General features: G+C 74.2%; 10 protein-coding genes. 6 read left to right on the top strand and 4 right to left on the bottom strand.

All coding sequences use genetic code 11. The annotated features are described in order from the left end of the window. The coding region (locus tag ABD317_RS05680; protein WP_344288451.1) for a beta-N-acetylhexosaminidase at positions 1–1402 on the top strand (1402 nt) is incomplete at its 5' end. A 132-nt stretch (positions 1403–1534) separates the two neighbouring features. Here ABD317_RS05680 and ABD317_RS05675 read toward each other — a convergent pair. Continuing rightward, positions 1535–4234, bottom strand: a complete 2700-nt coding sequence (locus tag ABD317_RS05675; protein ID WP_344288449.1) for an N-acetylmuramoyl-L-alanine amidase — start codon at positions 4232–4234, stop codon at positions 1535–1537. A gap of 523 nt (positions 4235–4757) precedes the next feature. Here ABD317_RS05675 and ABD317_RS05670 point away from each other — a divergent pair. From ABD317_RS05670 to ABD317_RS05660, 3 genes are all read left to right on the top strand, one after another. Then, positions 4758–5414, top strand: a complete 657-nt coding sequence (locus tag ABD317_RS05670) for a sigma-70 family RNA polymerase sigma factor (RefSeq protein WP_027756206.1) — start codon at positions 4758–4760, stop codon at positions 5412–5414. Beyond that, positions 5414–6565 carry a hypothetical protein gene (locus ABD317_RS05665; protein ID WP_344288446.1) on the top strand — a complete coding sequence of 384 codons (1152 nt, stop codon included), beginning with the start codon at positions 5414–5416 and terminating at the stop codon, positions 6563–6565. Before ABD317_RS05670 ends, ABD317_RS05665 begins: the two co-directional genes overlap by 1 nt. A gap of 277 nt (positions 6566–6842) precedes the next feature. After that, complete coding sequence (locus ABD317_RS05660; protein ID WP_425582280.1) at positions 6843–7586, top strand: RNA polymerase sigma factor; 744 nt, start codon at positions 6843–6845, stop codon at positions 7584–7586. Between the two features lie 305 nt (positions 7587–7891). Here the strand turns inward: ABD317_RS05660 and ABD317_RS05655 are convergent, their stop codons facing one another. Next, the gene (locus tag ABD317_RS05655; RefSeq protein ID WP_344288442.1) at positions 7892–8773 is read right to left on the bottom strand and encodes a L,D-transpeptidase family protein; all 882 of its coding nucleotides are present in this window, start codon (positions 8771–8773) and stop codon (positions 7892–7894) included. 248 nt (positions 8774–9021) lie between these two features. Here ABD317_RS05655 and ABD317_RS05650 point away from each other — a divergent pair, with 248 nt between their 5' ends. Together ABD317_RS05650 and ABD317_RS05645 are read left to right on the top strand one after the other, a co-directional pair. Further along, positions 9022–9972: a sulfotransferase family protein gene (locus ABD317_RS05650; RefSeq protein WP_344288457.1), complete on the top strand. Its 951-nt coding sequence runs from the start codon at positions 9022–9024 to the stop codon at positions 9970–9972. A 90-nt stretch (positions 9973–10062) separates the two neighbouring features. After that, positions 10063–11643 (top strand): acyl-CoA mutase large subunit family protein, encoded by a 1581-nt coding sequence (locus ABD317_RS05645; protein ID WP_344288440.1) that lies wholly within the window; start codon positions 10063–10065, stop codon positions 11641–11643. Positions 11644–11704: 61 nt separating this feature from the next. Here ABD317_RS05645 and ABD317_RS05640 read toward each other — a convergent pair whose 3' ends face one another. Then, positions 11705–12166, bottom strand: coding sequence for a MarR family transcriptional regulator (locus ABD317_RS05640; RefSeq protein WP_344288438.1), 462 nt, complete (start codon positions 12164–12166; stop codon positions 11705–11707). Beyond that, positions 12163–12636: a MarR family winged helix-turn-helix transcriptional regulator gene (locus tag ABD317_RS05635; protein WP_344288436.1), complete on the bottom strand. Its 474-nt coding sequence runs from the start codon at positions 12634–12636 to the stop codon at positions 12163–12165. The genes ABD317_RS05640 and ABD317_RS05635 overlap by 4 nt, the downstream gene beginning before the upstream one ends. Positions 12637–12709 lie beyond the last annotated feature (73 nt).

The following is a 12709-nucleotide window of genomic DNA, read 5'->3' as shown; positions in this document are numbered from 1 at the left end:
GCGCCTCGCCGGGGAACTGGGCATGCGCTACGCGGACGACGACAGCGGCGGCACCGGGGACGCAGGCGATGACGGCGACGGAAACAGCGGTGAGCACGACGGCGACGACGGCGACGACGGCGACCGCGCCACCGCCCTCGGCCACCGCGCCGGCGACGTCCGCCTCCGCCTGGCGCCCCACCGCGCCGGCGGCCCCGAGGCGTACCGCATCGACGTCGCCGACGGCCGCGCCACCGTCACCGCCGCCACCGACACCGGCGTCTTCTACGGCACCCGCACCCTCCTGCAGGCCGTACGCACCGGCGGCGGCGTTCCGCCCGGCCGCATCGACGACCGGCCCGACCGCCCGCAGCGCGGCTTCATGGTCGACATCGCCCGCAAGCACTTCAGCGCCGCCTGGCTGGCCGACCGCGTCCGGGAGATGGCCGACCTCAAGCTCAACCAGCTCCACCTCCACCTCTCCGACGACCAGGCGTTCCGCGTCGAGAGCGCCACCCACCCCGAGGTGGTCTCCGACCCGCACCTGACCAAGGCCGAGGTGACGGACATCGTCGAACTCGCCGCCGGCCTGCACATCACCGTCATCCCCGAGATCGACTCCCCCGGCCACCTCGGCGCCGTCCTCGACGCCCACCCGGGACTGCAGCTGAAGACCCCGGAGGGCCGCCCGGTCGAGGGCGCGATCGACATCTCCAAGCCCCGCGCCGCCCGGCTCGTGGACGACCTGCTGAAGGAGTACGCACCGCTCTTCCCCGGCCCGTACTGGCACCTCGGCGGCGACGAGTACGTCGCGCTGATGTCGAGCGACCCCGAGGCCCGCTACCCGCACCTGGCCGCCGCCGCCCGCGAGCGCCACGGCGCCGGCGCGGCCGTGGCCGACCTCACCGCCTCCTGGCTCAACGAGCGGGCGGACACGGTCAAGGAGTTCGGCAAGAGGGTCAAGGCGTGGAACGACGGCTTCGTCCCGGGCGCGAAGGTCGCTCCGGACCGGGACCGGGAGGTGGAGTACTGGACGGGCAAGGAGGCGTACGCCCGCGACCCGCAGGCGTTCCTGGAGGACGGCCGCCGGCTGGTCAACCTCAACGACGAGTATCTGTACTACGTCCTCGGCGAGCCCAACGACTTCACGTACCCGACCGGCGAGCGGATCTACGAGGAGTGGACTCCCGCGGTGCTGCGCGGCACCCGGCCGGTGCCGCGGCGGCTGGCGGGGCCGGAGAAGGTGCTCGGCGCCCGGCTCGCGCTGTGGTGCGACCTGGCCGGGGCGCAGACGCCGCGGCAGGTGGCGGAGGGCGTCAGGCTGCCGCTGGCGGCGCTGGCGCAGAAGGTGTGGGACCCGCGGAAGCCGGCGCTCGCGTGGCGGGAGTTCGCGGAGCTGGCGGGGACGGTGCGCGGCGGGTGAAGCGCAAGGCGAAACGGACGGCGAAGTGGAGGGCGAAGTGGAGGGCGAGAAGGTGACGTGAAGGGCGAAGGGGCCGCCCCGCCGGCTGCGGGACGGCCCCTCGCGGGAGATGCCGCGGGAGGCGTCAGTGCCTCACGGCGCCAGCTCTCCCCCCAGCCGGCCTTCGTACGGCGTGCCCAGCGCGGCCCTGTTGTAGTACACGGACCCCGACGGCGACACGCCCTGGCTGCCGGCGTCCAGCTGCAGCAGCGTGCCGTCGAAGGAGTTCTCGCCGAGCGCGCCGATGACCAGGTCCGTCCGCCCGTACCCGGACAGGTCCGCCAGCACCACCGACGAGCCGAGCCGGTCGCCGTTCTCGCTGACCCCGCCGATCCCGGGGGTGTCCTGGTGGTACATCCTCGGCGAGCCGGACGCGGTCGACAGGCCCGAGGAGGTGCCGTACAGCAGGATGGACGTGCCGGAGTCGCGGATGGTGGCGCCGTCGCGGACGCTGTCCTCGCGGTAGACGCCGACGAGGACGTCGGCGCGGCCGTTCAGGTCCACGTCGCCGACCGCGACGGAGTAGCCCATCGCGTCGCCGGCCTCGGACGCGCCCGGCACCGAGCCGCTGCTCTGGTGGACGATCTGCTTGCCGGTCGTCGTCAGCCCGTTCGTGCTGCCCTTGAGCAGGGTGATCTGGCCGCCGTTGTGCGCCGACGACTCGCCCACCCAGGGCTGGCCGACGACGAGGTCGGGGTAGCCGTCGCCGGTCACGTCCCCGGTGGCCACCGACCGGCCGCCCGGCACGCCGAGGCCCCCGGTGACATCCAGGCCGGCCGACGTGCCGCGGAGCACGTCGAGGTGCGCCTTGCCGTCCGGGTCGCGGTAGGTGAGCGCCGCGTCGTCGTAGCCGTCGAGGTTGAAGTCGCCGACCGCGGCGTCCGGGTAGTCCACCGTCTCGGACGCGAAGGAGCCCCCGCGGCGGTTGCCGTCGAGGTCGAGGACGGACCACTCCCGGGCGCCGACGCCGAGCACCTCGTCGCGGCCGTCGCCGTTGAAGTCGCCGGCGGCGACCGCCGAGCCGAACTTGGCGCCCGCCAGCGGGGAGTCGGCGCCGAGGGCGACGTTGGTGCCGGAGTCCAGCCCCGGCCCGTACAGGACGGTGACCACGCCGCTGTCGGCGTTGCCGGCGGCGTCGTCCTTGTTCGGGGCGCCGACGACGAGGTCGGCGATGCCGTCGTTGTTGAAGTCGCCCCACTCGGTGTCCGTGCCCCAGGCGTCGCCGGGCTGGGCCGTGCCGGGCACGCCGGCCCGGTTCTGGGTGAGGACGCGGGTGCCGCCGGCGACGGGGCCCTCCTCGCCGCCGGGGACGACGAACACCGCGCCGGAGCCGGTCTGCCCGCCGCCGTTGGCCCGCGGGATGCCGGCGACGAGGTCGCCGCGGCCGTCGGCGTTGTAGTCCCGGGTGGGCAGCGCGTGCGAGGCGCCGGGGGCGGCGGCCATCTTGCGGATCCGGCCCAGCCTGGAGTACAGCCGGTCGCCGGGGCAGGCGGTGACGTTGACGTCCGAGCCCGCGCCGTACGGGCGGAAGCGGCCGTCCTTGTGACCGGAGATGTTCCTGATCGTCTTGGGGTCGCCCGCGGCGACGAGTTCGTCGTTCTCGTCGTACTTCAACGGCGTCAGCGTCGTGCTGCCGGCGGGGTTCACCCCGTACTGGCCGAGCTTCCAGCCGGCGATGCGCGCGACGGCCTCCAGCGCGGCCGGGGAGGGGTAGCTGTGGGTGTGGTAGTCGCCGAGGATGGCGATGCCGGTGGAGTGGCTGTTGAAGTTGAGGGTGTGCGCGCCCATCACCGGCTGGTCGATGCCGCCGGCGCGGCCTTCGAAGATGCGGCCGCACTTGTCGACGACGAAGTTGTAGCCCATGTCGTTCCAGCCGTTGTCCTGCACGTGGTACAGGAAGTCGGCGCGCACCATGGCGGCGGACTGGGCGCACGTGTAGTTGACGGCCTCGGCGGTGTGGTGCACGAAGGCCGCCTTGATGCCGTCGGGGTTGTACGTCGGCGGGTCCTCGACCAGCGACTCGTCGGCGCCCCAGGCGGCGCGGGAGATCACCGGCGGCGCGGTGACGGGGGAGTCGGGCGCCGGGCCGGGGTCGGCCTGGGTGACCGCCGCGACGGGGACCATGCCGGCGTCCTCCGCGGACGCGGCGTACTCGGCGGACGCGCCGGACGCGCCGGACGCCGGGCCCGCCGCGTGCGCGGCCGGCTCCGTCTCCGTACCGGGCTCCGCACCGACCCCGGCGGCCTCCGCCTCCTCGGCCTCCTCCGGCGTGACGCCCGGGTCGACGAGCGCCACCTTCATGCCCCCGGGCAGCGGGGTGCTCGTGCCGTCCGCGCGTACGACGCGCGCCTCCACGCCGTCCGACGGCCCCACCCACAGCGGCTCGGTGCCGCCCCGCATGTCCGCCGTGAGGTCGTCGCTGGCGGCGTTGTCCTCGGTGTCCAGCGTGTGCCAGCCGCTCCACTCGCCGGTCTCGACCGAGCGCGTGCGCACCTGGGCCTCGCCGCCGAGGCCGCGCCGTTCGTTGCTCCAGGAGATGCCGACCGTCGAGAACTGCTCGGTCGAGGTCCGGTCCACCTTCTGCCGGGCTCCGTTGCCGGCCAGGTCCACCTTGTGGAGGGCCGGTTCCCGCGGCTCCAGGTCGGCCGCGGCCGGGCCGCCCGCGCCGGTGCCGGAGTCGGCCACGGCGACGGTGACGGCGCCCGTGCCGCCGAGCACGACGGCGCCCAGGGTCAGCCAGGCACGTCTGCGCAGACTCAGCGGCCGGTACGCATGCGATCTTCGCGGACTCAATTCCCGCCCCTTCGTTCACTCACGTATGACGTTCGTTCTCGCTTGACACATGTACAGCGCCGTCGGGGTCGAAAACGTGACAGGAGGGTCCTGAGCCGCACAAAGAAGACGGCCGGAGCCGCTACCCCCCACAGGAGCTGCTCCGGCCGTCGGCCTTGAGTGCGGGTGCCCGTTCGGGCCCGCTGTAATACTCAGCGCCAGCGGGCCCGGAAATGTCACAGCCCCCCTGCCGCGGGTGCCGGCGCACGGTGTTCCGGCCGCCGTCCGGCCCTCCGTCCGGCTGTCGTGCAGCCCCTCGTCCGGCCGGCGTCCGGCCCTCGCCGGGGCCTCCCCCGCTGGCGCGGACCCGTACCGGGTGTGTTGCGAAGGACACGCAGCCGCCGTAGCGTGCACCTCGCGCCGGACCTCGGCGCACAGGCATTCGTTTCGACTACTCGCTCGACGGTCCGCCCAGATCCGGGGGTGCTCCGCAGATGTGTCCGCGTGTACCGCGTCTCCTGGCGCCACGGACCGACTGACCACCGTGCAGGGGGAATACGCGGAAGACACCGCGCTGTCCGGCGCGGTGCACGCTGCCCAGCGTGGTGACGAGGCAGCCTTCCGCATCGTCTTCCGGACGGTGCACCCTCGGCTGCTCGGATACGTACGCAGCCTCGTGGGCGACGGCGACGCCGAGGACGTGACCTCCGAGGCGTGGCTGCAGATCGCCCGCGACCTGGGCTCGTTCAGCGGCGACGCGGACCGCTTCCGCGGCTGGGCGGCGCGGATAGCGCGCAACCGCGCGCTCGACCACGTGCGGATGCGCTCCCGGCGGCCCGTCTCCGGCGGTGACGAGACCCAGCTCGCCGACCGGCCGGCGGACTCGGACACCGCCGAGGAGGCGATCGAGGCGCTCGGCACGGGCCGCACGATGGCCTTCATCGCCCGGCTGCCCCGCGACTACGCCGAGGTCGTGGTGCTGCGCGTGATCATGGGACTGGACGCCAAGCGCACCGCCGAGGTCCTGGGCAGGAGCCCGGGCGCGGTGCGTACGGCGGCGCACCGCGGCCTCAAGCAGTTGACCGCGCTTATCGAGCGGCCGCAGGAAGAGCGGGAAGAAGAGGGGGACGTTCCGCCCGGGGAAGGGCAGCAGCCTGGCGGTGTGACGCAATCAGCCGCACGGACGCTTAAGGAAATGTGATGGTGGACGACCGGTACGGCTGGCTCGACGAGGACGTCGCGGAGCGGCTGCTTCGCGGCGAGCCGCTCGACTTCGCGGACGGCTCCGGCCGCCGTGGCCGCAAGCGCTGGTCGCCGGAGGACCGGGCGGCGGCCGAGCGGCTGGCGGCCGTGCTGGCCCGGGTGGCCGAGTCGGGCCGGCCGGGCGAGAACGGCCGGGTGCCCGGGGAGCAGGCCGCGCTGGCGGCGTTCCGGGCCGCGCGGGAGAGCGCCGGGCGGACGTCGGCCGCCGAGTTCGCCGCCGAGTCGCCGTTCGGCAGCCGCCGGGAGCGGCAGCGGCGCCGTTCGGGCGTCGTGCGACGGCTGCGGTCGCTGCGGCTGAGCGTGGTGGGCGCGGTGGCGGCCTGCGCGGTCGGCGGGGTCGCGGTGGCCTCCACCACGGGGGTGCTGCCCTCGCCGTCGTTCATCCAGGACACCGGCGGCAAGCGCTCACCGAGCGTCGGCGCCACGTCCTCGGCGCAGACCCCCGGCGGCGGCAAGGACGAGGACGGCGCCGCGAAGGGCGGCAAGAAGTCGGGCCGGCCCGGCGCGGGCGAGGGCGGCGGCGAGAACGGCAAGGACCCCAAGGGCGCGGGCGGCAGCATCGGCACGAACCCCGACCTGCCCGGCCGCGGGGTCGTCGGCGACATCAACGGCGTGCAGCCGCCGAACGGCGCGGACGCGGAGGCCGTGCTCGACGGGCTGTGCCGCGACTTCCTGGCCGCCCGGGCCGGTACGGGCCCGATGCCGGGCCAGGGCCGCATGCAGGTGCTGGAGCAGGCGGCCGGCGGCGCGGAGGCGGTACCGGGGTTCTGCTCGAACCGGCTGGGCACGAACGCCGGCACCCCCGGCGGCACGACCGGAGGCGGTACGGGCGGCAGCACGGGCGGCAGCACGGGCGGCAGCACCGGCGGCGACCAGGGGGAGACGACCGGCCCGAGCCCGACGACCCCGACGTCCCCCGGCACGGACGGGGGCGGTTCGAGCGGCCCGGGCGGGGACAGCGGCGGGAACACCGGCGGCGGCGAGGACTCGGAGGGCGGCGACCCCTCGCAGAGCCCCACCGTCGGCATCTCGGAGTCCCCGAGCGTCCCGTCCCCGACGAAGACCACGGGCGCCCCGTCCCCCACGTAGCCGGGGCCGCCGCGGGCCCGGCACCGATCTACGCCCGTAACCACCCGCCTTTGCGGGGCTTTTGACCTGTCGTGCCCGTTTTGGACGGCAAGTTGTCCGGCCGTCGCATGGCTGTATCGGACAAATGTGGGGGTGCCCACGTCAAACGTCCCTGTTGTCTGGCATTGTTGCACTGTTCTGTTCGATTCCGGGTGTGGCTGGGGCAGCGGCCTTACGGAGAGCGCGCGGGGGCGCGGGCACGGCGCGCAGTGCCGCAGCCGATCACGAGGCACACAAGGTGGGGGAAAACGAAGGACCGGCGGACGCGTGGGCGGCGCCGGGCGACAAAGGTGCGGACGAGGACTTGCAGCCGCTCGTCCACAGCGCACAGGCAGGGGACGAGGCGGCGTTCACCGTGCTGTACCGGCGGCTGCAACCGGTGCTGCTGGCGTATCTGCGCGGCGTCGTCGGCGACGACGCCGAGGACGTGGCGGCCGACGCCTGGCTGGTGATCGCCCGCGACCTGGGCCGGTTCCGCGGCGACGGCCCGTCGTTCCGCGGCTGGACGGTCACGGTCGCCCGGCGCCGCGCGCTCGACCTGCTGCGCCGGGAACGGCGCCGCCCGCAGGGCGTCCTGCTCGACGAGCGCGTTCACGACCTGCCCGCGGAGCGCGCGGCCGAGGACCACGCGCTGGAGTCCCTGGGCACCCGGCAGGCGCTGCAGCTCATCTCCGCGCTGCCCCGCGACCAGGCGGAGGCGGTGCTGCTGCGCACCGTGGCGGGGATGCGCGCCACCGACGCCGGGGAGGTGCTGGGCAAGCGGCCGGGCGCGGTGCGTACCGCCGCGCACCGCGGGCTGCGGCAGCTCGCCGAGCTGGTGTCGTCCGCGGCCTGGCGGGAGCGGAGCCTGGAGCGCGCGGCCGTCACGGCGACGGGCGCGGGCCGGCCGGCGGGGAACGAGGCGGACGACGTGGAGGGAGCGGAGAGAGCGGAGGGGGCGGCCGGTTCGGAGGAGCGGCTGAAGGTCCGCCTGGGCGCCTGAGAGGTACGGTACGCACGCTGCCGTACACGTGTCGGCGTACCGGAATCGGCACGGACGGCACGCACCGGAGGGCTGCCGAAGAGGGAGGGAGTGGCGCGGGCGGTGCTGGGGGAACGCAACCCGCCCGCGCCATATGCGCTGACCGCAGGTACGGGGGGAACCCCGGCCTAGCGCTGGGCCGATGACCAGTCGGCACATCACTTACAGCGTCGGCGGCGGAGAAAGTGTCACAACCACAGCTCAGCGCTGCGTATGCCGTACAAGGCACCGCGGCCCCGGCGCTTACGCCGTACCGCGGTGCCCGCTCAGCTGTAGACGACCACCTTGTCGCCGACCCGGACGTCCCCGAAGAGGTCGGCGATCTTCGCCTCGTCGCGTACGTTCACGCAGCCGTGCGAGGCGCCGGCGTAGCCGTTCGCGGCGAAGTCGGCGGAGTAGTGCACGGCCTGGCCGCCGCTGAAGAACATCGCGTACGGCATGGGGGTGTCGTAGAGCGTCGAGACGTGGTGCCGGCTCTTAAGGAAGACCTCGAACACGCCCTCGCGGGTCGGCGTGTACTGCGACCCGAAGCGCACGTCCATCGCCGCGAGCACCTCGCCGTCCTTCATCCAGCGCAGGGTGTCGCTGCGCTTGCTCACGCACAGCACCCGCCCCTCGGTACAGCGCGGGTCGGGCTCCTCCATGGTCTGCGAGGTCGGCGGATACAGCTCGTTCCGCGTAGGTTCGTCCGTACGGGCCAGCAGCCGTTCCCACGTGACGACGTCGGTCTCGCCGGTGCGCGGCAGGCCGCGGTCCTTCTGGAACGCGGAGACGGCGGCCGCGGTGACCGGGCCGTAGTACGCGGTGGGGCCGCGGTCGAAGACGCCCTCCGCGCGCAGCCGGGCCTGCAACTCCCGCACCTGCTCGCTCTCGTCGCCCTCGGCCATCAGCACCTCGGGCCCCTCCGGCGTCGGCTCCGCGGTCGCGGTCGCGGCCCCGGCCGGGGACGACTCGGACTCCGGCTTCTCCGCCGGCTTCTTCCGGGACGGCGAGGCGGACGTCTCGGCGGGCTTCGCGGACTCCGCGGGCGACGACGACGGCGCCGACGGCGACGCCGACCCGCTCCCCGCCGCGTCCGCCGAGGCCGAACACCCCGCCGCCGCCGCGAGGGCGGCCCCCGCCGCCGCGAGCGCGACGGCCCCGCGCATCGAACGCACTCTCCGGTGAATGCTCACATGTGCTGGACGCAATTCGTCCACCCCCCCGGTTCCCTGCAACAAGACGTCGAACAATACTCTCCCCCGTCACGCCCCTTCCGGAACCCAGTAGCGTTCTGTTGCCTGCCGGACACTTTGTGTTTGCCGCGATCCCCTGAAATGGCCCGCCGGCCCGGCGGGCGCCGTTCCGGACGCCGCCGGGCCGCCCGTGGTCGCCGCTAGGAGGGTTGGGTGTGCGTATGAGCGCCGTCGGCAAGGGACTCAGGCGGCGCGGCAGGCTGATGGCGCAGGCGCTCGGCCCGCCGCAGCGCGCCGCCCGGACCTTCGCCGCGCCTCCGCGTGTTGCCGCGCGCGGGGGCACGGGAGCGCGGGTGGGGGCGGGGACCGACGCGGAAGCGGGGGCGCACGCCGGTGGGGCGCGGGAGCCGTACGTCGCGCCCCGCGCCACACGGCTCGTCACGTCGCCGGTCTTCGTGCTGTCCTCCGTACGCTCCGGCTCCACCCTGCTGCGCGTCCTCCTCAACAGCCACCCCGAGATCCGCGCCCCGCACGAGATGCACCTGCGCACGCTGCACGTCCGGCTCACCCGCCCGTACAGCGCCAAGGCCATGGAGGGCCTGGAACTCGACCGGCGCGAGCTGGAACACCTGCTGTGGGACCGGGTGCTGTACGTGGAGCTGGAGCGCAGCGGCAAGCGGGTCATCGTCGACAAGACGCCCGCCAACGCCCTCATCCGCGACCGGCTCGCCGACTGCTGGCCCGAGGCCCGCTTCCTCGTCCTGCTGCGCCACCCCGGGGCCGTCGTCTCCTCCCTCGTCAACCGCCGCAGGGACCCGGACCTCGACGCCATCCACACCGAGGTCCTCGACTACGCCGAGGCCCTGGAGACCGCCCGCACGCAACTGGGCCCGGCGGGGCACGTGCTGCGCTACGAGGACCTGACCGCCGAGCCGGCCGGGACGACGCGCGGCATCTGCGAGTTCCTCGGCGTCGAGTGGACGCCGGAGATGCTCGACTACGGCGAGCACGACCACGGCACCTTCCGCCCGCACCTGGGCGACTGGAGCAACAACATCAAGTCCGGCCGCATCCAGCCCGCCCGCGCGGGCGACCACGGCGCGGGGCTCCCGGACCGGCTCGCGGAGATCGCCGGGCTGTGGGGGTACGGGCGCGCGGCGCGGTCCGGGTGAGCAGGTCCCGGCCCGTTGTCACCTCCGGACCGTAGGCTGGTCGCTACAGTCCGTGCAGGAGCGGAGAGGACGGCGGAAAGGCTGGGAGCAATGGCACGCCGATCGGAGTCCGGTCTGCCCATCGAGCCGGTGTACGGCCCCGAGGCCCTGGCGGGGTGGGATCCCGTGGTACGCCTCGGCGCGCCCGGGGCGTACCCGTACACCCGCGGCGTCTACCCGACGATGTACACCGGCCGGCCCTGGACGATGCGCCAGTACGCGGGCTTCGGCACCGCCGCCGAGTCCAACGCCCGCTACCGCGACCTCATCGCCCACGGCACCACCGGCCTGTCCGTCGCCTTCGACCTGCCGACGCAGATGGGCCACGACTCCGACGCGGCCCTCGCGCACGGCGAGGTCGGCAAGGTCGGCGTCGCCGTCGACTCGGTCGACGACATGCGGGTGCTCCTCGCCGGCATCCCGCTGGACCAGGTGTCCACGTCGATGACGATCAACGCCCCGGCGGCGCTGCTGCTCCTGCTCTACCAACTCGTCGCCGAGGAGCAGGGCGTGCCGGCGGACAGGCTCACCGGCACCATCCAGAACGACGTGCTGAAGGAGTACATCGCCCGCGGCACGTACATCTTCCCGCCGAAGCCGTCGCTGCGGCTGGTCGCCGACGTCTTCCGGTACTGCCGCGCGGAGATCCCGAGGTGGAACACCATCTCGATCTCCGGCTACCACATGGCGGAGGCGGGCGCCTCGCCCGCGCAGGAGGTCGCGTTCACGCTGGCCGACGGCATCGCGTACGTGCGCACCGCCGTCGCCGCCGGCATGGACGTGGACGACTTCGCGCCCCGGCTGTCGTTCTTCTTCGTCTCACGGACCACGCTCCTGGAGGAGGTCGCCAAGTTCCGCGCCGCGCGGCGCGTCTGGGCGCGGTTGATGCGCGAGGAGTTCGGCGCCCGCAACCCCAGGTCGCTGATGCTGCGCTTCCACACCCAGACCGCCGGCGTGCAGCTCACCGCGCAGCAGCCCGAGGTGAACCTCGCCCGCGTCACGGTCCAGGCCCTGGCCGCCGCCCTCGGCGGCACGCAGTCGCTGCACACCAACGCGTTCGACGAGGCCATCGCGCTGCCGACGGACAGGTCGGCGCGGCTCGCGCTGCGCACGCAGCAGGTGCTGGCGTACGAGACGGACGTGACCGCGACCGTCGACCCCTTCGCCGGGTCGTACGTGGTCGAGTCGATGACGGACGAGTTGGAGGCGGCGGCGGTCGAGCTGATGCGGCGGGTGGAGGACCAGGGCGGCGCGGTCAGCGCGATCGAGAACGGCTTCCAGAAGGCCGAGATCGAGCGCAACGCGTACCGGATCACGCAGGAGACGGAGGCGGGCGAACGGGTGGTGGTGGGCGTCAACCGCTACCGGCTGGACGAGGAGGAGCCGTACGAACCGCTGCGCGTCGACCCGGCGATCGAGGCGCGGCAGGTGGAGCGGCTGGCCCGGCTGCGCGCGGAACGCGACGGGGGCGCGGTGGACGCGGCGCTGGCGGAGCTGCGGACGGCGGCGGAGGGGACGGAGAACGTGCTGTACCCGATGAAGCGCGCGCTCGCGGCGCGGGCGACGGTCGGTGAGGTGTGCGATGCGCTGCGGGGGGTGTGGGGGGCGTATGTGCCGGTGGAGGCGTGGTGAGGGGGCGAGCGTGCTGGTCGGGGGCGACCAGCACGCTCCGGTCGGCCGGTACGGCCGGGGGTCAGCCGGTCAGCGCCGCGAGTTCCGCGTCGGCGCGCTCGTTGACCTGGGCGAGGACGCGGCCGGCGGCGGCCAGGTCCTCGGCGGGTATCCCGCTCCAGATGCGCGCGGAGACGGGGGCGACCTCCGCCGCCACCGCCGCGAGCAGCTCGCGCCCCGCGTCCGTGGGGTGCAGGTGGGCGCCGTCCGTGCCGAGCAGCTGCCTGGCCAGCAGCTCGTCGAGGGTGGCGCGGACGTCGGCCGGATCGGCCTTGAGGTAGCCCTCGATCCGGGCGGCGAGCGCGTCCGGGGTCTGCGGGGAGTCGGCGGTGGCGGCGGTGGCGGCGGTGGCGGCGGTGCGCAGGGCGACCTGCTGCTGGAACGTGATGCCGTGGCGGTCGAGGATGCGCTCCAGGACCCCGCGGGCGGCGTAGTGCGCCAGGGCGAGGGTGCGGGCGTCGGCGGCGGGTGCGGTGGTGGTCACGGGGATGCCTCCCGGGTCGTGGCAAGCGGTACATCGAGCAGAGTCAGCAGCTCGTCGGTGAACGCACGCGTCCGCGGGCTGTCGAGGCCGCCGAGCGGCTCCAGGAGCTGCTGCAGCAGTTCCTGGACCACGACGATGGCCTCCCGCGCGACGGCCTCCCCCCGCTCGGTGAGGGCGAGCCGCATGGCGCGCGGGTCGCGGGGGTCCCGGGTGCGTTCGACCAGCCCGTCCGACTCCAGGGCGCGGGCCAGCTTCGAGACGTACAGCGCCTCCATGCCGGTGTGGTCGGCGAGTTGCCGCTGGCTGGGCTGCTCGCCGGCGCGCCGCATGCCGTACAGCGAGGCGACGAGCGCGTACTTCGCGTGGGTGAGGTCCAGCGGGGCCAGCGCGCGGTCGACGGCGACGCGCCACTTGTTGGCGAGCCGCCACACGTAGAAGCCGGGCGTGGGACCGGGGGAACTCTCACTCATGACGAATACTGTACATGACTACTATGTCCATGGCTATTATCCGGGGAGCGGACGGACCCCGCACGGCGGTGGC

Source organism: Streptomyces synnematoformans (assembly GCF_039531005.1).
Taxonomy (GTDB): Bacteria; Actinomycetota; Actinomycetes; order Streptomycetales; family Streptomycetaceae; genus Streptomyces; species Streptomyces synnematoformans.
Note: the sequence above shows the minus strand (reverse complement) of the source record. Positions and strands in the feature narration are given on the sequence as shown.

Excerpts from the sequence above, each read along its gene's own strand:
- ABD317_RS05665 (WP_344288446.1), top strand. The coding sequence starts at position 5,414 with ATGGTGGACGACCGGTACGGCTGGCTCGACGAGGACGTCGCGGAGCGG.
- ABD317_RS05655 (WP_344288442.1), bottom strand. The coding sequence starts at position 8,773 with ATGCGCGGGGCCGTCGCGCTCGCGGCGGCGGGGGCCGCCCTCGCGGCG.
- ABD317_RS05650 (WP_344288457.1), top strand. The coding sequence starts at position 9,022 with ATGAGCGCCGTCGGCAAGGGACTCAGGCGGCGCGGCAGGCTGATGGCG.
- ABD317_RS05645 (WP_344288440.1), top strand. The coding sequence starts at position 10,063 with ATGGCACGCCGATCGGAGTCCGGTCTGCCCATCGAGCCGGTGTACGGC.
- ABD317_RS05635 (WP_344288436.1), bottom strand. The coding sequence starts at position 12,636 with ATGAGTGAGAGTTCCCCCGGTCCCACGCCCGGCTTCTACGTGTGGCGG.